Here is a 19,597-nt window from a genome sequence, read left to right on the forward strand (position 1 = left end):
ACCGCCAAATCTCCCTGACGCACCCCCATGTCCGAGCAGGACGAAAGCGGCGAACGCACCGAACAACCCAGTGAAAAACGCCTGCGCGAGGCCCGCGAACAGGGCAACATCCCGCGCTCGCGCGAACTGGCGACCGCGGCGGTGTTCGGTGCCGGCGTGGTCGCTCTGCTGACGATGTCGGCGCCGCTGGCACGCGGCTCGCTGGGCTGGATGAAGATCGCGCTCAGCCCGGATCCCCAACTGTTCAAGCACCCGGACCAGTTGTTTGGCCACGTCGGCGCGCTGCTGCTGCAACTGCTGTGGGTGGTGCTGCCGATGGTCGTCCTGTGCCTGCTGGCCGGCTTCATCGGCCCGGTGCTGATGGGCGGGCTGCGTTTTTCCGGCAAGGCCCTGACGCCGGACCTGAAGCGGCTCAGCCCGATGGCCGGCCTCAAGCGCCTGTACGGCGCCGAGAGCGTGGCCGAGTTGCTGAAGTCGCTGCTGCGGGTCGCCTTCGTCGGCCTGGCCGCCGGCCTGAGCCTGAAGCTGGGCCTGAACGCCCTGCGCGAGCTGCTGACCATGCCGCTGGAACAGGCCGTGCGCACCGGCATGGGCTTCGCTGGCAGCCTGCTGCTGGCCTGCGCCGGCGCGCTGGCGCTGCTGGCCGCCATCGACGCGCCGTACCAGAAATGGAACTGGATGCGGAAGCTGAAGATGACCCGCCAGGAACTGCGCGAGGAATTGAAGGAAAGCGAGGGCCGGCCGGAAGTGAAGGGCCGCATCCGCCAGATGCAGCACCAGCTGTCGCAGCGCCGGATGATCGAGGAGGTACCGACCGCCGACGTGATCGTGGTCAACCCGACCCATTACGCGGTCGCGTTGAAGTACGAGGCCGGCCAGATGGGTGCGCCGCGGGTGGTCGCCAAGGGCGTGGACGAAATCGCCCTGCGCATCCGCGAGGTCGCCGAGGCCCACCGGGTCGCCATCGTGTCGGCGCCGCCACTGGCACGCGCCTTGTATCGCGAAGGGCAACTCGGTCGGGAGATCCCCGTGAGACTGTATACCGCCGTCGCCCAGATCCTGTCCTACGTCTACCAGTTGCGCGCCTGGCGCGACGGCACCGTGGCCGAGCATCCGGATCCGCCGGCGGTGGACGTGGATGAAGGCAAGCCGGCATGAGCGCGGTGCCCAGCCCCACTTCCCGGATGATGGAAATGCTGCGCCACGGCCTGGGCGCGCCGCTGATCGTCCTGGCGATGCTGGCGATGGTGATCGTCCCGCTGGCGCCGCCGGTGCTGGACGCGCTCTTCAGCTTCAACATCGCCATCTCGCTGGTGGTGCTGCTGGCGGTGGTCTACGTGCGCCGCCCGCTCGACTTCACCATCTTCCCGATCGTGCTGCTGATGACCACGATGCTGCGGCTGGCGCTCAACGTGGCCTCCACCCGCGTGGTGCTGCTGCACGGCCAGGACGGCCATGGCGCCGCCGGCAAGGTGATCGAGGCATTCGGCGAGTTCGTGGTCGGCGGCAACTTCGCGGTCGGCCTGGTGGTGTTCGCGATCCTGACCATCATCAACTTCGTGGTCATCACCAAGGGCGCCGGGCGCATCTCGGAAGTGTCGGCGCGCTTCATCCTGGACGCGATGCCCGGCAAGCAGATGGCGATCGACGCCGACCTCAACGCCGGCCTGCTGACCCGCGAGGAGGCCAAGGCCCGGCGCGAGGAAGTCCGCGAGGAAGCCGACTTCTACGGTGCGATGGACGGCGCCAGCAAGTTCATCCGCGGCGACGCCATCGCCGGCATCCTGATCCTCTTCATCAACCTGGTCGGCGGCCTGGCGATCGGCGTGCTCCAGCACGGCCTGCCGGTCGGCGAGGCGGCCAAGATCTACACCCTGCTGTCGATCGGCGACGGCCTGGTGGCGCAGTTGCCGGCCCTGCTGGTGTCCTCGGCGGTGGCGATGCTGGTCACCCGCGCCTCGCGCGCGCAGGACATGGGCAACGCGATGGTTGGCCAGGTATTCGGCCAGCACAAGGCGCTGGCGGTGGCCGCCAGCCTGATCGGCGTGGTCGGGCTGGTGCCGGGCATGCCCAATGTCGTGTTTTTGACGCTGGCCGCGGTGCTGGGCTACATCGCCTGGAAGCTGTGGAAAAAGCAGCAACCCGGCGCCGGCGGTGAAAGCGGCGCGGCCGCCGATCCCGCCCTGCCCGCGCCATCCAATCCGCAGGCCGAACTGACCTGGGACGAGGTGCGTCCGGTGGATCCGCTCGGCCTGGAAGTGGGCTACCGGCTGATTCCGCTGGTGGACAAGGCGCAGGGCGGCGAATTGATGTCGCGGATCAAGGCCGTGCGCCGCAAGCTCACCCAGGACCTGGGTTTCCTGGTGCCGCCGGTGCACATCCGCGACAACCTGGAACTGCCCTCGAATGGCTATCGCCTGCTGGTGCACGGCGTGCCGGTCGCCACCGCCGAGATCCATCCGGACCGCGAACTGGCGCTGGATCCCGGCGGCGCGTTCGGCGCCCTCGACGGCATCCCCGGCCGGGATCCGGCGTTCGGACTGGACGCGACCTGGATCACGCCCGGCCAGCATGCGATGGCCGAATCGCTGGGCTACACGGTGGTCGACGCCTCCACCGTGGTCGCCACCCACCTCTCGCACCTGGTCCGCGAACACGCGCCGGAGCTGCTGGGCCATGAGGAAGTGCAGCAACTGCTCGCCAACCTCGGCAAGACCGCGCCCAAGCTGGTCGAGGACCTGACCCCCAAGACCCTCACCCTGTCGACCGTGGTGCGGGTGCTGCAGAACCTGCTGATCGAGCGCGTGCCGATCCGCCAGTTGCGCCGGATCGTGGAAGCGCTGGTCGAGTTCGGCCCGCAGAACCCGGATCCGGCCGCGCTCACCGCCGCCGTGCGCACCTCGCTGGGCCGTTTCATCGTCCAGGAAATCTCCGGCATGGCGCCGGAGCTTCCCGTCTATACCCTGGCGCCGCAACTGGAACGTGTCTTGCAGGACAGCGTGCAGGGCACCGGCGCCGCGCTGGAACCCGGCCTGGCCGAACGGCTCCACCAGAGCCTGGCCGACTGCGTCGCCCAGCAGGACGCGCGCAGCGAGCCGGCGGTGGTGCTGGTCCCCGGCGGCGTCCGCGCCGCGCTGGCCCGGCTGGTCCGCCACAGCGTGCCCACGCTGTCGGTCCTGTCCTACAGCGAAGTGCCGGAGGACAAGCGGTTGAAGCTGGTGGGGACGATTAGTTGATGGGTTCGGGAATGGGGAATGGGGAATCGCAACAGCGGATTCCCATTGCGGAGACAGACGATGAAACGAATACGACACAGCGATGAGAACCCCGGCCGCGTCAGCGCCGAGGATTCCCCGATTCCCCATTCCCGATTCCCCATTCCCGGCCTCATCCCATGAAAATCAAACGTTTCGTCGCTCCCGACATGCGCACCGCCTTCGCGCTGGTCCGGCAGGAGCAGGGCCCGGACGCGGTCATCCTCTCCAACCGCATGACCGACGATGGCGTCGAGATCGTGGCGGCCTCCAATTACGACGAGACGCTGGTGCAGCGGACGCTCGAAGCGATGCGCCCGGCCGCGCCGGCCGAGCCGGCCCCGCCCGTCCCGTCATTCGCGCGTGGCGCCCAGGCGCAGACGCGCGGTGAGCAGACCCGCAATGAATCGTCCGCGCTGTCGCCGGCCGAAGCCGCCGCCGCCTACTTCAGCCGGATGACCGCGGCGCCGGCGACGAACGACCCGCAGTCGCCTCCCGCGCCGACCGCCGCGATGGAACCGGAACGTCCGGCTCCCGCCACCTTCGCGGTGGATCCGCACTCCTTCGCCGCGCGCCTGGCCGCCAGCCTGCCGCCGGTGCCGATGGAAGCGCCCGAACCCGCGACGGTGTCCGTCGCGGCGCCGGCGGAAGCCCCCACCGCACCGACCCTGAGCGTGGTCGCCGACAACGCCGCGCGCGCGCGCGCCGAGGACGAGCAGTTGGTGCAGATGCGCGCCGAACTGGCGGCGATGCGCGAGATGATCGAAGGCGAGATGCATCGCCTCACCGACGAGCGCCTGCGTGGCTCGCCGGTGCGCGCGCAGGCGATGGACCTGCTGGACGACTACGGTTTCGATGCGGGCATCACCCGTGATGTCGCCCTGCAGATTCCCGCCGACACCGAACTGCACCGTGGACGCGGCCTGATGCTGGGCCTGCTGTCGCGCAAGCTGCCGATCCTGCCCCAGGATCCGTTGGAACAGGGTGGCGTGATCGCCCTGGTCGGCCCCACCGGCGCCGGCAAGACCACCACCATCGCCAAGCTGGCCGCGGCCTACGCCGATCGCCACAATCCGCGCGACGTGGCTCTGGTCACCACCGATACCGTGCGCGTGGGCGGCCGCGAACAGTTGCACAGCTACGGCCGTCAGCTCGGCATCGCCGTGCACGAGGCCGACAGCGATGTGCGCCTGGCCCAGACCCTGGAGCGCCTGCGCGACTACAAGCTCGTGCTGATCGACACCGCCGGCATGGGCCAGCGCGATCGCAACCTGGTCGGCCAGCTCAACTGGCTGCGCGCCGCCGGACAGGTGCACACCCTGCTGGTGCTGCCGGCCAATTCGCATTTCGGCGATCTGGACGAAGTGGTCCGCCGCTTCAGCGGCGCCCAGCCGCACGGCGTGGTGCTGACCAAGGTGGACGAGACCGGGCGGCTCGGCAGCGCGCTGTCCGTCATTGTCGATCACCAGTTGCCGATGGCCTGGATCACCGACGGCCAGCGCGTGCCGGACGATCTGCACCGCGCCAGCGCGCCCAACCTGGTCCTGCGCCTGGACCAGCTGCGCCGCGAAGCCGACGAACCCAGCCACGCGGAGACCATCCATGTCGCATGAACACCTGCTGCAGACCAATCCGCGCAGCACCCCGCCGCTGACCGGCGCCTTCCATCCGGTCCGCGTGATCGCGGTGACCGGCGGCAAGGGCGGCGTCGGCAAGACCAATGTGTCGGTCAATCTGGCCGCGTCGCTGGCCGAGATGGGCAAGCGCACCCTGCTGATGGACGCCGACCTGGGCCTGGCCAATGTCGACGTGCTGCTCGGCCTGACCCCCAAGTACACCCTGGCCGATCTGGTCGCGCAGCGCTGCCAGCTGGAGGACGTGCTGCTGGAAGGTCCGGAGGGCCTGCTGATCGTCCCCGCCTCGTCGGGTTTCCGGCACATGGCCGAACTCTCGCCGGCCGAACATGTCGGCCTGGTCAACGTGTTCTCGGAACTGCAGCGCGCCCTCGACGTGATGGTGGTCGATACCGCCGCCGGCATCACCGACAGCGTGCTGACCTTCTGCCAGGCCGCGCAGGACACGGTGGTGGTGGTCTGCGATGAGCCGGCCTCGATCACCGACGCCTACGCCCTGGTCAAGGTGCTCTCGCGCGAGCGCGGCGTGGACCGCGTGCACGTGATCGCCAACATGGTCCGTGATCCCAACGAAGGCCGGAAGCTGTACGAGAAGCTGGCCCGCGTATGCGAGCGCTTCCTCGGCGATGTCGCCCTGCACTATCTGGGCGCGGTGCCGCAGGACGACTGGTTGCGTCGCGCGGTGCAGCGCCAGCAGGCCGTCGTCAAGGCGTACCCGGGCAGTCCGTCGGCGCGCGCCATCAACGAAATCGCCCGGGTCACCGCGCGCTGGCAGCCGCCGACCGGGGCACGCGGCAATGTCGAATTCTTCGTCGAACGCATGATCAACCGGAGCGTGCCTGCATGAGTACCGGCGCCGCCCAATACCGTGCCGTCCAGAAAGCGGCGGCCACCGATTTCGTCACGACGCACGCGGACCTGGTCCGCCGCATCGCCCATCACCTGGCCGCGCGCCTGCCCGCCAGCGTGGAGATCGACGATCTGATCCAGGCCGGCATGATCGGCCTGCTCGAAGCCTCGCGCAGTTACGACGCCGAACAGGGCGCCTCGTTCGAGACTTTCGCCTCGATCCGCATCCGCGGCTCGATGATCGACGAGATCCGCCGTGGCGACTGGGTACCCCGCTCGGTGCACCGGCGCGCCCGCCAGGCCGCCGCCACCGTGCGCGAAATCGAACAGCGCACCGGCCGCGCCGCCATCGCCACCGAGGTCGCGTCGGCGATGGAGATGCCGCTGCCCGAATACCTGCGCCTGCTGGAGGACGCCGCCCGCGGCCAGGTGCTGAGCCTGGAATCGCACATCGAGGATCACGGCGAACCGCAGACCGTGGTCAGCGGCGGTCCCAACCCGCAGCAGCAGCTGGAACGCAGCGAGTTCCGCCAGTCGCTGATCAAGGCCATCGGCCAGCTGCCCGAGCGCGAACAGCTGGTGCTGTCCATGTATTACGAGCAGGAACTCAACCTGAAGGAAATCGGCGCGGTCCTCGGCGTCAGCGAGTCGCGTGTCTGCCAGATCCACGGCCAGGCCATGCTGCGCCTGCGTGGCCGGCTGAACGTGTTCGAGAGCGTGGACGCCGGGCTGGAGGATTGAGTCGGGATTGGGGATTGGGGATTCGGGATTGGAAGAGCCCCCTTGACCAGCCATTTGGCTGTTGAAAGCGGAAAAGGGGGCGGGCGCCCGCGGAGCGGGCGACGGGGGATTGACCCGCCATTCGGCGGTTGAAAAGCGCTTGCTGTTGGCGCCAAGAGCAAATCCCCCTCAATCCCCCTTTTGCAAAGGGGGAGGCAAAGCCCCGTTTTTGCAAATCCCGAATCCCCAATCCCCGCCTCCCCCCAATCCCGGCCAAAAGTTTTCCCGCCGCCTGCCGATAAGGCTCTCGAGCCCCCTTTACCCTGCTGCACCCGGAGCCCTTCGTGACAGCCAACAAGAACATGCGGATCCTGATCGTGGACGACTTCTCGACGATGCGCCGCATCATCAAGAACCTCCTCAACGATCTGGGCTATACCAATACCGCCGAGGCCGACGACGGCTCCAGCGCGCTGACCGCGCTGGCCCAGGGCAGTTTCGACTTCGTGGTCACCGACTGGAACATGCCGGGCATGACCGGCATCGAACTGCTCAAGGCGATCCGCGCCGACGACCGCTTCAAGACCCTGCCGGTGCTGATGGTCACCGCCGAGGCCAAACGCGAGCAAATCATCGAGGCGGCGCAGAACGGCGTGAACGGCTACATCATCAAGCCGTTCACCGCGCAGACCCTGGAAGAAAAGCTCGGCAAGATCTTCGAACGTCTCGGGGCCGCGGCCTGATGGCTGCGGTCATGGAAGCCGGCAGCGCCCGCGCCGCGCTGGTCGAACGCCTGCAGCACGCACTGGATGCGCTGGAACAGGGCGACGAGGCCGGCTGGCGGCGCGAGCTGGACACCATCGCGGCCTGGCGCACGCAGCCGATGATGCAGGGGCTGGGCCGATTGGCCCGCGAACTCGCGCAGACCCTCGGCGAACTGCCGCCCACCCACGGCGCGGGCGACCTCGACGACGCCTGCGCGCGCCTGGACCATGTGGTCGCGATGACCGAGCAGGCCAGCCACAAGACCCTCGACCTGGCCGAGCAGTGCCGCGAGCTGGCCGACCAGCTCAAGGCGACGACGCTGAGCGGCGAACAGACCCGGGTGGTGGACCAGATCCGCGCCGGCCTGTCGGAAATGGCGCTCGCGCAGAGCTATCAGGATCTCACCGGCCAGATCATCCGCCGGGTCGCGGGCATCGTCCGCCGCGTGCACGAAGGCTTCGGCGAACTCGGCCTGCCGCCGCCGGAAAAGAAAAAAGACGATGGCCTCGCCGGCCCCGCCGTCGCCGGCCTGGACAAGAACGCCTTCTCGCAGGACGACGCCGACGATCTGCTGTCGGGGCTGGGCCTCTAGCCGTCCGCCCGCGCCTCCCTGCCGAACCCGAGCCGAACCATGTCCGCCGTCACTCCCGAAATCGCCGCCGACTTCCTCATCGAAGCCCAGGAAATCCTGGATCGCCTCGGCGAGCAGCTGGTGACGCTGGAACAGGATCCCGGCGACAGCGAACAGCTCAACGCGGTGTTCCGCGGCTTCCACACGCTCAAGGGCGGCGCCGGCTTCCTCGGCATCCAGGCGATGGTGCACCTGTGCCATGCCGCCGAGGAGGCGCTGGGCATGGTCCGCGCCGGCAAGGCGACCCTGGAAGCGGATCATTTCGATGCCGCCCAGCAATCGCTGGACTGGCTGCAGCGCATGCTCGACGCCGTCGGCGCCGGCGAGGAGCCGCCGCACGCGCCCGCCGCGCTGATTGCCCAGTTCAATGTCGACACCGGCGGCGCGCCGGTGGCGAAAACCGCGCCGGTGGCGGCGTCGCATCCGGCCGTCGCGGCCGTCGGTGATCTGATCACCGACGACGAATTCGAAGCCCTGCTCGACCAGCTCCACGGCGGTGGCACGCCGGCGGCCCCGGCCGCGCCAGCGCCCGGCGCCGGCGATCTGATCAGCGAGGACGAATTCGAAGCGCTGCTGGATCAGCTGCACGGCGGCGCCGCGCCCGGCACCACCTCCGCGCCACCGGCGGCCCCCGTGGCTCCCGCCGCGCCGCGACCCGCCGCTCCCGCCGCACCACCGCGGCCGGCCGCGCGCGCGGGCGAGGCCGAGCAGACCATCCGCGTGGACACCAAGCGGCTGGACGCCATCGTCAATCTGGTCGGCGAACTGGTGCTCTCGCGCAACCGTCTCAAGACCCTGCGCGCGCGCCTGCGCGACGAGGAACTGGACCGCGCGGTCAGTGGCCTGGACATCGCCACCGCGCGTCTGCAGAACGCGGTCATGCGCACCCGCATGCAGCCGGTCGGCAAGGTGTTCTCGCGCTTTCCCAAGGTCGCGCGCGACGTGGCCCGTTCCCTCAAGAAGGAAGTGGACCTCGAACTGATCGGCGCGGACACCGAACTGGATCGCAACCTGGTCGAAGCGTTGTCCGATCCGCTGGTGCACCTGGTCCGGAACGCCATCGACCATGGCATCGAACTCCCCGACCTGCGCGAGGCCACCGGCAAGCCGCGCAGCGGCCAGGTGAGGCTGGCGGCGCAACAGGAAGGCGACTACGTCACCATCGAGATCCGCGACGACGGCGCCGGCATCGATCCGGAGCGGCTGCGCGACAAGGCGCTGGAAAAAGGCCTGATCGAACCGGAAGCCGCCGCCCGCCTGTCGCACGACGAATGCCTGCATCTGATCTTCCTGCCGGGCTTCTCCACCAAGGCCGAGATCACCGATATCTCGGGGCGTGGCGTCGGCATGGATGTGGTGCAGTCGCGCATCCGCGAACTCAGCGGGCAGATCCAGATCCATTCGCAGCTGGGCCGCGGCAGCCGCTTCCTGATCCGGGTGCCGCTGACCCTGGCGATCCTGCCGACCCTGCTGGTGCAGGCCGGCGAGCCGGTCTACGCGCTGCCGCTGGCGCGGGTGATGGAGGTGCTGCACGCGCCGGCCTCCAGCCTGCGCTGGTTCGACGGCCAGGCCGTGCTGGACCGGCAATCGAACACCCTGCCGCTGGTCGATCTGCGCCGCTGGCTGGGTGTGGAAGCGATCAAGGCGCCGCTGCTGACCATCGTGGTGCTGCAGATGGGTGATCAGCGATTCGGCCTGGTGGTCGACCAGGTGCGCGGGCGCGAGGAAGTGGTGATCAAGCCGCTGCCGCGCGCGGTGCGCGGCCTGCGCGGCTACGCCGGCGCCACCCTGATCGGCGATGGCCGCATGGCCCTGATCCTGGATGTCGATGGCCTGCGCGAAGCGGCGGCGTAACCGTTCCGCGCCCGGCTCCCGGGTTTCCGCGTCCGCGGAAGATGACCGTCGCATGACCCTGTGACCGCGGTCGCGACCCACGCCTCCCGCCCGTCCCCCGTCTCAAGTCCGGGCCGCCACCGCCGATACCACTGCATATGGACATCTTCAGCCTCATCGGTCTCATCCTCGCCCTGGTCGCCCTCGTCGGCGGCAGCATCCTCAAGGGCGCCGGCGTGTCGTCGCTGTGGTCCTCGGCGGCCTTCGTCATCGTCATCCTGGGCACCGTCGCCGCGATCCTGGTGCACACGCCGCCGGCGGTGTTCAAGCGCGCCGTGTCCATCGCCCGCTGGGTGATCCGCCCGCCGGGCGCGAACCACGATGGTCTGGTCGCGCAGATCGTCGAGTGGAGCAACATCGCCCGCAAGCAGGGCCTGCTGGGGCTCGAGCCGCTGGTCAACGAACAGAGCGATCCGTTCCTGAAGAAGGGCCTGCAGATGCTGGTCGACGGCCTGGAGCCGGAAGCGATCCGGCACATGCTGGAAATCGATCTCAACAGCCAGGAGCACCAGGATCTGGCCGCCGCCAAGGTGTTCGAGGCGATGGGCATCTATGCGCCCACCCTGGGCATCATCGGCGCGGTGTTCGGCCTGATCGCGGTGATGAAGAACCTGGCCGATCCGAGCAAGCTGGGCCACGGCATCGCCGCCGCGTTCACCGCGACCATCTACGGCATCGCCTCGGCCAACCTGTTCTTCCTTCCGGTCGCCAGCAAACTCAAGAGCGTCATCGGCGGGCAGAGCCGCGAGCGCGAGATGATCATCGAGGGCCTGATCGCGATCGCCCAGGGCGAGAATCCGCGCAACATCGAATCCAAGCTGGCCGGCTTCCTGCACTGATCGGGCACCCGCATGGCACGCCGGAAATCCCATGAGGAACACGTCAACCACGAGGCCTGGGCCATCCCCTATGCCGATCTGATGACGTTGCTGCTGGCCTTCTTCGTGGTCATGTACGCCATCTCCACTCTCAACGAGGGCAAGTACCGGGTGATGGCCGACGCGCTCACCGCCGCGTTCGGCGGCGCGCCGCGCACCATCAATCCGGTCCAGGTCGGCAACCACCAGTTGCAGGGCGCCGATTTCGATCGGCCCTCGCCGATCAAGTCCGGCGCCAAGCAGGGCCCGTCCGCGCCCTCGCCCGCGCCCAATGTCACCCTGCTGGCGGCGATGGCCTCGCAGATGAACATGAGCGTGGACGCCAAGGGCATGCAGAACGCCCACCAGCAACTGGACACCATCGCCGACAACATCGAGAAGGCGCTGGCGCCCCTGGTCGATCAGAAGCTGGTGGTGGTGCGCCGCGCCGAGCTCTGGCTGGAAGTGCAGATCAACAGCGACATCCTGTTCGCCACCGGCTCCGCCGCGCTGGAACCGGCCGCACAGAGCACCGTGTCCAGCCTGGCCGACGTGCTGGCCGGCGTGCCCAACGGCGTGCGCGTGGAAGGCTATACCGATGACCGGCCGATCCGCACCTTCCAGTTCCCGTCCAATTGGGAACTGTCGGCGGCGCGCGCGGCCAGCGTGGTGCACCTGTTCGTGCGCGACGGCATCCCGCCGGAGCGGCTGGCGATGATCGGCTACGGCGAGTTCCGCCCCATCGGCGACAACGCCACCGCGGAAGGCCGCAACAGCAACCGCCGGGTGTTGCTGGTGATCCTGGCCAGCGAAGGCGAGCACGCGCCGGGCGGTTCGCTGCCTGCGATTGCGGCCTCACCCGCGCCGCCGGCGATCACGCCGGCGCCGGCTGAAATACTGACGCCCGCCACGGCCGCCGATGCCGATGCGCTGGCGCACACCCTTGAAGGAGGATCGAACTGATGCGCGTGTGGGCAATCGCCAACCAGAAGGGCGGCGTGGGCAAGACCACCACCACCCTGGCGCTGGGACGCGGCCTGGCGATGCGCGGCCAGCGCGTCCTGCTGATGGACCTGGATCCGCATTCCTCGCTGACCCGCGCCTTCGGCGTGCCGGCCGAACCGGCACCGGCCGGCGTACTGGATCTGTTCGATCAGGCCGCGGTGGAACTGGCGCCGCTGGTGCGCGAGACCGGCATCGAGAACCTGTCCTTCGTCGCCGCGCAGACCGCGCTCGCCACGCTGGAACGCCGCAGCGCCACCCAGCCCGGACTGGGCCTGGCACTGGCCAACGCGCTCGCGCGCGGCGGCCAGGACTACGACTACGTGCTGTTCGACTGTCCGCCCACGCTGGGCCTTCTGATGGTCAACGCGCTGGCCGCGGCCGATCGCGTGATCATCCCGACCCAGACCGAGCCGCTGGCGCTGCACGGCCTGAACGGCATGTGCCGGACCGTGGACATGATCGAACGTTCGCGCCGCCGCCCGCTGCCGGCCTCGGTGCTGCCGACCCTGCACGACAAGCGCACCCGCACCGGCAACGACACTCTGCGGCAGATGCAGGAAACCCATGGCGATCGCGTGTGGGACGACGCCATTCCCAACGACACCCGCATCTGCAGCGTCGACGAACTGGTCAAGCCGCTGTCGGCCAGCCAGTACCCGGGACGCGGCCTGTCCGCCTACCGCCGCGCGCTCGACTGGCTGTTGAGCAGCGACCGCGTGCAGATGGAGCAGGCCGCGTGAACGCGCAGCCGGCGCTGGACGACTACCTGCGGGATCTGCTGGGCGCGGACATCGCGCCGGCGCCCGCGCCGGTCGCCGCCGTGCCGGCCACGCCGTTGCAGGTGGTGCCAATCGCGCTCGACACCGCGCGGGCGGCGGCCGACGCATCGCCCGCGCCTGCCCCCCCGGTCCTCGCGCTGGCGGTTTCCTCCGGCGAATCGATGACCCCGGCCGAAGCGTTCGATGCCGCGCACGAGGAAGTGCTGGAACGCCTGCTCGCGACCACCCGGGGCATCGCGGTGGCCGACGATCCCGAGGCGATCCTGGCGCTGCGGCAGATGGAAGCCGCACCGCTTCCGACGCCCGCGGCGGATCCGCGGGAAATCCCGATCACCGCGGTGGCCGCCGCCTCCACCGAACCCATGCCCATTCCAGAGAACGGGGAGATCCCGATGACACCCGTGGAGGCGCTCCCCGCGAAGCTCACGGCGCCGGCCGGCGATCTGATCACGGACGACGAATTCGAATCCCTGCTCGATCACCTTCATGGCGGCGCCGCGCCCGGCGCGCGCGCGCCGGAAATCGCGCCCGAGCCGGTTCCACCGTCGCCCGCCGTCGTCGCTGAAACCCCGATCAAACCGGTTCCGCCGCCGCAACCGACACCCGTCGTTCCGGTCACCGCGCCCGCCGCCATTCCGGCGTACGCCAAACCGGTATTCGACATGCTGCAGCGCCGCCGCCAGGACGATGACCTGCCGGCCAGTTCCCCGCACGGCGAACGCCGCCGCGCCAGCGATCGCAGCACCCGCTGGCTGCGGATGCGCTGCGACGAGCAGCACTACGCGCTGGAACTGCTGAAGGTGCAGGAAGTGGTGCTGCCGACCACCCTGTTGCCGCTGCGCGGGGCGGCCCCGCACATGCTGGGCGTGATGAACCTGCGCGGCCAGGTGGTGCCGGTACTCGACCTCGGCCTGTACCTGGGTCGCGCCGCGATCACGCCGGACAGCCACGTCCGCATCGTGGTGCTGGAGGAAAACGGCGAAATCCTCGGCCTGCGCGTGTCGGCGGTGGAAGACGTCACCTCGTTGACCGAACACCAGATCGAGCCCCCCGACAACACCCGCATGTGCCGCATCACCCATCCGCTGTTTCGCGGCGTGGCGCGCCTGTCCGGACGCACGGTCATCCTGCTGGATGCCTCGGAGTTGCTGAAGTAAGGCGGAGATTCGGGATTCGGGAAAGCTGAGCATTTCCTCCCCCTTCGAAAGAGGGGGACCGAGGGGGATTTGCTTTTCGCGCCAAAAGCAAACGCTTTTCAACCGCCGAATGGCGGGTCAATCCCCCGTCGACCGCCGCGCGCCCGCTCCCTTTTCCGCTTTCAAGAGCCGAATGGCTGATCACGGGGGCCATGTCCGTTCCCCCGGCACATGGAGCGGGATTCCCCCCAAGCCGCGACGCACTTCCCACTTCTTCACGCGTCCGCTCAAGACCTGCCCGGTCCGGCCGATACCACGCAGGAACCGACCCATCGGAGCGATGATGAGCGCAGTACCCCTGGGCGCGGACCTCGGCATCGAGGCCGCCAGCGATCTGAAGCAGCAACTGGCGCCGCACCTGGCCCAGCCGCAGCCCCTGCTGCTGGATGCCGGGACCGTGCAGCGCGTGCATACCGCCAGCCTGCAGGTGCTGTGCACCTTTTTCCGCGAACGCGAGCAGGCCGGTCACGCCACCGCCTTCGCCGGCAGCAGCGCCGCCTTCCGCGACGCCGCGCGCCTGCTGGGACTGGCCGACCGCCTGGGTCTTTCCCCTTCCGACAACAACGATTCGAAAACTGTGGAGAACGCCGCATGAGCGCACGTATTTTGGTGGTGGACGATTCGGCCTCGATGCGCCAGATGGTCGCCTTCGCCCTGAGTTCCGCCGGATACGCCGTGGACGAGGCCGAGGATGGCCAGGTCGCACTGGGACGCGCGCAGGGACAGCGCTTCAACGCCGTGGTCACCGACGTCAACATGCCCAACATGGACGGCATCGCGCTGATCCGCGCGCTGCGCGGGCTGCCGGACTACAAGTTCACCCCGCTGCTGATGCTCACCACCGAATCGGCCGCCGACAAGAAGGCCGAGGGCAAGGCCGCCGGCGCGACCGGCTGGCTGGTCAAGCCGTTCAATCCCGAACAGCTGGTCGCCACCATCCAGAAAGTCCTGGGCTGATCCGCCCTCTTCCATCCTTTCCTGACGCCGCCCGGGTTCCGCACCGATGAACATGGACATGCAACGCTTCCACGCCACCTTCTTCGAGGAAAGCCGCGAAGGGCTGGAAGCGATGGAAGCGGGCCTGCTGCAACTGGAACAGGGCAATCGCGACGGCGAGTTGATCAACTCGATCTTCCGCGCCGCGCACTCCATCAAGGGCGGCGCGGCCACGTTCGGCTTCGACGCGGTCGCCGGCCTGACCCACGTGCTGGAAACCCTGCTGGATGAACTGCGCGCCGGCAAGCGCGAGGTCGCCACGCCCGCCATCGACGCGATGCTGGCGTCGGTGGACGTGCTGCGCAGCCTGCTGGCCGAGGCCGAGCACGGCCAGCCCGCCGATCCCGCGGCGGTGAAGGAGGTGCACGCGCGCCTGACCGCGGTGCTGTCCGGCGACGGCGCCGTGGCCGCGACGAGCGCACCGGCGGCGAACGACGCCGCGCCGGAAGGCTGGCGCATCGGCTTCACCCCGGCGCCCTCGCTGTTCATGACCGGCAACGATCCGCTGCGGATCCTGCGCGAACTGGAACACCTGGCGCCGCTGGAAGTCGCCTGCCGGCTGGACCGCCTGCCCGGCTTCGAACAGATGGATCCGCTGGAAGCCTACCTGGCCTGGGATCTGGGCCTGCTCGGCGCCGTGCCGCGCAGCGCCGTAGAGGAAGCCTTCGCCTGGGTCGCCGACGACTGCGAACTGGACATCCAGCCCATCCCCGCCGCGATCGCCGCGCCGCCCGCGCCGGTGGAGGCGATCACGCTCGCCACCGGCGGTGGCGCGTCCACCGCGCCCGCACAGGGCGGCAGCGACACCGCCGAGAGTTCGATCCGTGTCAGCGTCGACAAGATCGACGGCCTGATCAACCTGGTCGGCGAACTGGTGATCACCCAGGCCATGCTCAAGCAGGTCTCCGGGCTGCTGGATCCGGCGCAGTGCGAGCGCCTGTTCGCCGGCCTGGATCTGCTGGAACGCAATACCCGCGATCTGCAGGAAGCGGTGATCGGCGTGCGCATGCTGCCGGTGGACGCGGTGTTCCGCCGCTTCCCGCGCCTGGTACGGGATCTCTCTTCGCGGCTGGGCAAGCAGGTTCGCCTGCGCACGATTGGCGAGGGCACCGAACTGGACAAGGGCCTGATCGAACGCATCGCCGATCCGCTGGTGCACCTGGTGCGCAACGCGATCGATCACGGCCTGGAAATGCCCGATACCCGCCGCGCTTCGGGCAAGGACGAAACCGGCACGATCACGCTGGCGGCCTCGCACCAGGGCGGGCACATCGTCATCGAGGTCAGCGACGACGGCCACGGCCTGAACCGCGAACGCATTCTCGCCAAGGCCGCCGAGCGCGGCCTGAACGTGCCCGACAATCCGTCCGATTCGCAGGTCTGGGATCTGATCTTCCAGCCCGGCTTCTCGACCGCCGAAGCGGTCACCGATCTGTCCGGCCGCGGCGTCGGCATGGACGTGGTCCGCCGCAACATCCAGGCGCTGGGTGGCGAAGTGCAACTGGAAAGCAGCGCCGGCCACGGCACCCGCGTGGTGATCCGGCTTCCGCTGACCCTGGCCATCCTCGACGGCATGACCGTGGCGGTCGGCGACGAGACCCTGATCCTGCCGCTGGGCTACGTGCTGGAAGCACTGCAGCCGCAGGCCGATGACGTGCGCACGCTGGGCGGCGAAGGCCGCGTATTGCGCGTGCGCGGCGAGTACCTGCCGCTGCTTTCGCTCAACCAGTTCTATCGCTACGGCCACGCCCGCACCGCGCAGCCGCTGGTGGTGGTGGTCGAGGGCGACGGCCAGAAACTGGCCCTGGAAGTGGATGAGCTGCTCGGCCAGCAGCAGGTCGTGGTCAAGAACCTCGAGAACAACTATCGGCGCGTGGACGGGATCTCCGGCGCCACCATCCTGGGCGACGGCCGCGTCGCCCTCATCGTCGACGTGGGCGGACTGGTGCGATCGCTGCGGATGCCGCAAGCCGCCTGATCGCCCGCCTCATTCCATTTTCCACCCCGCATCCGCGCGCGACCGCCCCGGCGGCCGTGCGCGCCCTGCGTACGCCATTACTTCACGCCATGACATCCGTCCCGATCACCCGTCTCCGCCTTGCCCTGCTCCCCCTGCTGGCGGCCTCCGCGCTGCCGGCGCTCGCCGTCGAAGGCGATGCCGGCATCCAGCCCAAAGCCTGGCCACCGCGCCTCGTGTTCGCCAACGGCACCGAGCTCGCCGCCACCGGCAACTATGCCTATGACGTGAACCGCTTCGATGGCGATGGCTACGGCACCGCGGCCACCACGCTGGAGGACGACGAGGACTTCCGCCGCAAGGAGTTCGGTTTCACCCTCAAGCGCAAGGGTGTGTACGACCTCGCCGCCAGCTACGACTTCCAGTCCGATACCTGGATGGACGTGGCGCTGCGCGTGGAGACCAAGGCGCTGTTCGGCCGCGACGCCGGCAAACTGCGGCTGGGCCAGTTCAAGTTGCCGGTGGGCTTCGAGGGCTACACCTCCACCCGCGCCGGCAGCTTCCTGGAGAACTCGCTGCCGACCCAGGCGTTCTACGAGAGCCGCCGCGTCGGTGCCGAATGGGCGTTCGAGCGTTCCGCCTACCTGTGGAACATCGGCTACTTCTTCGGCAACGATCTGCAGGGCAACAATCCGGGCACCACTCTCGCTGGCCGTGTCGCCTGGACGCCGCGCAAGCAGGCCGGGCACGTGCTGCACCTGGGTCTGTCGGCGTCGGAAGAACACCCGCACAGCGAAGTAAATGGACGCGGCCAGACCGTCCTGCCCGGCGTGCGCTGGCGCGCCCGTCCGGAAGCGGCGCTCACCGATGCGCGGCTGGTCGATTCCGGCAGCCTGAACCGGGTGGATCGCATCCGCCGCGAGGGCGTGGAAGCGCTCTGGGTCGAGGGGGCGTGGTCGCTGCAGGGCGAGTATCTGCGCCAGGACACCACCCGCGAGGCCGGCCTTCCCGGCTACTCGGCCGATGGCTGGTACGTCGCCGGCAGCTGGCTGCTCACCGGCGAATCGCGGACCTACAGCGCCGGCAACGTCGCCAATCCGGTGCCCGCGCACGCGTACGGCGCCTGGGAACTGCTGCTGCGCCACAGCCGCATCGATCTGGACGACGGCGGCATCCGCGGTGGCCGCGAGAACAACTGGACACTGGGCGTGAACGCCTATCTCAACCGCTACTTCCGGTTGCAGGCCAACCTGACCCGGGTTGACGCCACCCGCGCGGGCCGGCGCGCCGATCCGCGGGTACTGCAGCTGCGCGCCCAGTTCTACTTCTGAGCATCCAACATCATCGGTGACCGGGTCGGCGCCACCGCCACGACCCGGATCACGATTCCACGCCGGGCCTCGCCCCGGGTTCCCACGCGGCGTCAAGTTCGACGCGCCGCCGCCGCTAGTAACGACATCTAGCCGTGGCGTGACATTCCGTCATCGCCGCATGGCCACACGGGGAGGCCATGCGCACCGTTCTTCCTGGAGAGAAGCAAGCAATGAACTGGTTCCGCAATCTGCCGATCGCACGCAAACTGGCGGTGGCCTTCACCGTCACCGTGATCCTCACCATCCTGCTGGGCGCGCTGTCGCTGTGGCGGCTGTCGGTGGCCAACGCGCAGATGCGCGCGGTCAACGAGAACTGGATGCCCGCGGTCCAGCACCTGGGCGAAATGCGCTCCCAGCTCGGCGAATTCCGCACCTATGAGCAGTCGCAGCTGACCAAGCAGGGCCAGGCCGAGGAAATCGCGGACTACGAGAAGAAGCTGGTCGACACCCGCAAGCTGATCGATACCGAGGAAGCGGCCTACAATGCCATCCCGACCCAGTCCTCGGCCAAGGAAGAGGCGATCTACGAGAAGGTGAAGAAGTCGCGGGCCGCGTACTTCGAGGCGCACGACCGCATCTCCGCCGCGGTGATGGCCGACGATTTCGCCACCGCCCAGGCGATTTCCAGCGACGAGTCGCGCTTCCTGCGCCGCGAACTGTTCAACCAGCTCAAGGCGCTGTCCCAGTACAACGTGGACAACCTCGCCAGCGAAGTCGCCGCTTCCGAGCGCGCCTATTCGCGCACCGTGCTGGCGATGTGCATCGGCCTGGGCGCGGCGGTGCTGCTGGCGGTGTTCCTGGGCATCGCCATCACCCGTTCGATCACCGGCCCGCTTGGCCAGGTGGTGCGCGCGGTCAACGCGGTCTCGCGCGGTGACCTGTCGGTGAAGGTCGAGCGGGGCCACCAGGATGAGCTGGGCCAGATGCTCGCCTCCACCGACGAAATGATGAAGATGCTGCGGCGCTTCTCCGACGAGACCCAGCACATGGTCCGCATGCACGCCGGCGAGAACATCTCGCAGCGGGTGGCGGAGGATTTCCCGGGTGTCTACGGCGAACTGGCGCGCGGCATCAACACGATGATGTTCGAGCACCTGGACGCCATCGTCGACGCCATCGCCATCCTCAACCGCTACGCGGTGGGCGATCTCTCGCAGGACGCGCGTCGCCTGCCCGGCCAGCGCGCCCTGCTGCACGAATCAATGGATCGCGCCAAGGCCAGCCTGTCGGCGATCAATGGCGAGATCAAGCGCCTGGCCGCCGCGGCCGCGGTCGGCGATTTCACCCAGCGCGGCGACGCGCAGCGCTTCGAGCATGATTTCCGGCTGATGATCGATGGCCTGAACGCGATGATGACGGTCAGCGACACCAACCTGGGCCAGCTGTCGCAGCTGCTCCAGGCCATCGCCCGCGGCGACCTCACCACCCGCATGGACGGCGACTTCCACGGCGTGTTCGCCCGCATGCGCGACGACGCCAACGCCACCGTCGCCCAGCTCACCGACATCGTCTCGCGCATCCAGGACGCCTCCACCGCCATCAACACCGCCGCCGGCGAAATCGCCTCCGGCAACGCCGACCTGTCCCGCCGCACCGAGCAGCAGGCCGCCAACCTGGAAGAAACCGCGGCGTCGATGGAGGAACTGACCTCCACCGTCCGCCAGAACGCCGACTCGGCCCGCCAGGCC

The 19,597-nt window shown here is 68.9% G+C and carries 17 protein-coding genes; all 17 read left to right on the forward strand.

Annotation, left to right across the window (positions count from 1 at the left end):
• Positions 1-27: 27 nt before the first annotated feature.
• Positions 28-1,158: a flagellar biosynthesis protein FlhB gene (gene flhB / locus AC3DEZ_RS13570; RefSeq protein ID WP_447102442.1), complete on the forward strand. Its 1,131-nt coding sequence runs from the start codon at positions 28-30 to the stop codon at positions 1,156-1,158.
• Positions 1,155-3,236 (forward strand): flagellar biosynthesis protein FlhA, encoded by a 2,082-nt coding sequence (flhA, locus tag AC3DEZ_RS13575; protein ID WP_447102443.1) that lies wholly within the window; start codon positions 1,155-1,157, stop codon positions 3,234-3,236. Before flhB ends, flhA begins: the two co-directional genes overlap by 4 nt.
• Before the next feature lie 158 nt (positions 3,237-3,394).
• The gene (gene flhF / locus AC3DEZ_RS13580) at positions 3,395-4,867 is read left to right on the forward strand and encodes a flagellar biosynthesis GTPase FlhF (protein WP_488388684.1); all 1,473 of its coding nucleotides are present in this window, start codon (positions 3,395-3,397) and stop codon (positions 4,865-4,867) included.
• Positions 4,857-5,735 (forward strand): MinD/ParA family protein, encoded by an 879-nt coding sequence (locus AC3DEZ_RS13585; protein WP_447102445.1) that lies wholly within the window; start codon positions 4,857-4,859, stop codon positions 5,733-5,735. The genes flhF and AC3DEZ_RS13585 overlap by 11 nt, the downstream gene beginning before the upstream one ends.
• Positions 5,732-6,478 (forward strand): RNA polymerase sigma factor FliA, encoded by a 747-nt coding sequence (locus AC3DEZ_RS13590; protein WP_447102446.1) that lies wholly within the window; start codon positions 5,732-5,734, stop codon positions 6,476-6,478. The genes AC3DEZ_RS13585 and AC3DEZ_RS13590 overlap by 4 nt, the downstream gene beginning before the upstream one ends.
• Positions 6,479-6,819: 341 nt before the next feature.
• The gene (gene cheY / locus AC3DEZ_RS13595) at positions 6,820-7,200 is read left to right on the forward strand and encodes a chemotaxis response regulator CheY (RefSeq protein WP_141452861.1); all 381 of its coding nucleotides are present in this window, start codon (positions 6,820-6,822) and stop codon (positions 7,198-7,200) included.
• The gene (locus AC3DEZ_RS13600) at positions 7,200-7,814 is read left to right on the forward strand and encodes a protein phosphatase CheZ (protein ID WP_447102447.1); all 615 of its coding nucleotides are present in this window, start codon (positions 7,200-7,202) and stop codon (positions 7,812-7,814) included. The genes cheY and AC3DEZ_RS13600 overlap by 1 nt, the downstream gene beginning before the upstream one ends.
• A gap of 39 nt (positions 7,815-7,853) precedes the next feature.
• Positions 7,854-9,707 (forward strand): chemotaxis protein CheA, encoded by a 1,854-nt coding sequence (locus AC3DEZ_RS13605; protein WP_488388685.1) that lies wholly within the window; start codon positions 7,854-7,856, stop codon positions 9,705-9,707.
• Positions 9,708-9,844: 137 nt separating this feature from the next.
• Complete coding sequence (locus tag AC3DEZ_RS13610) at positions 9,845-10,585, forward strand: flagellar motor protein (protein WP_447102449.1); 741 nt, start codon at positions 9,845-9,847, stop codon at positions 10,583-10,585.
• A 12-nt stretch (positions 10,586-10,597) separates the two neighbouring features.
• Positions 10,598-11,566: a flagellar motor protein MotD gene (motD, locus tag AC3DEZ_RS13615; protein ID WP_488388686.1), complete on the forward strand. Its 969-nt coding sequence runs from the start codon at positions 10,598-10,600 to the stop codon at positions 11,564-11,566.
• Positions 11,566-12,348: a ParA family protein gene (locus AC3DEZ_RS13620; RefSeq protein WP_488388687.1), complete on the forward strand. Its 783-nt coding sequence runs from the start codon at positions 11,566-11,568 to the stop codon at positions 12,346-12,348. Before motD ends, AC3DEZ_RS13620 begins: the two co-directional genes overlap by 1 nt.
• Positions 12,345-13,544, forward strand: coding sequence for a chemotaxis protein CheW (locus AC3DEZ_RS13625; protein ID WP_488388688.1), 1,200 nt, complete (start codon positions 12,345-12,347; stop codon positions 13,542-13,544). The genes AC3DEZ_RS13620 and AC3DEZ_RS13625 overlap by 4 nt, the downstream gene beginning before the upstream one ends.
• 322 nt (positions 13,545-13,866) lie before the next feature.
• Complete coding sequence (locus tag AC3DEZ_RS13630) at positions 13,867-14,178, forward strand: STAS domain-containing protein (protein ID WP_488388689.1); 312 nt, start codon at positions 13,867-13,869, stop codon at positions 14,176-14,178.
• The gene (locus AC3DEZ_RS13635; protein WP_141452570.1) at positions 14,175-14,540 is read left to right on the forward strand and encodes a response regulator; all 366 of its coding nucleotides are present in this window, start codon (positions 14,175-14,177) and stop codon (positions 14,538-14,540) included. Before AC3DEZ_RS13630 ends, AC3DEZ_RS13635 begins: the two co-directional genes overlap by 4 nt.
• Positions 14,541-14,586: 46 nt before the next feature.
• Positions 14,587-16,557: a chemotaxis protein CheA gene (locus AC3DEZ_RS13640; protein WP_488388690.1), complete on the forward strand. Its 1,971-nt coding sequence runs from the start codon at positions 14,587-14,589 to the stop codon at positions 16,555-16,557.
• Positions 16,558-16,646: 89 nt separating this feature from the next.
• Positions 16,647-17,867 carry an OprO/OprP family phosphate-selective porin gene (locus tag AC3DEZ_RS13645; protein ID WP_488388691.1) on the forward strand — a complete coding sequence of 407 codons (1,221 nt, stop codon included), beginning with the start codon at positions 16,647-16,649 and terminating at the stop codon, positions 17,865-17,867.
• A gap of 212 nt (positions 17,868-18,079) precedes the next feature.
• Positions 18,080-19,597 (forward strand): MCP four helix bundle domain-containing protein (locus AC3DEZ_RS13650; protein WP_488388692.1); only part of this gene is annotated, 1,518 nt, incomplete at its 3' end.

Source organism: Pseudoxanthomonas sp. 134C1, from assembly GCF_057773065.1.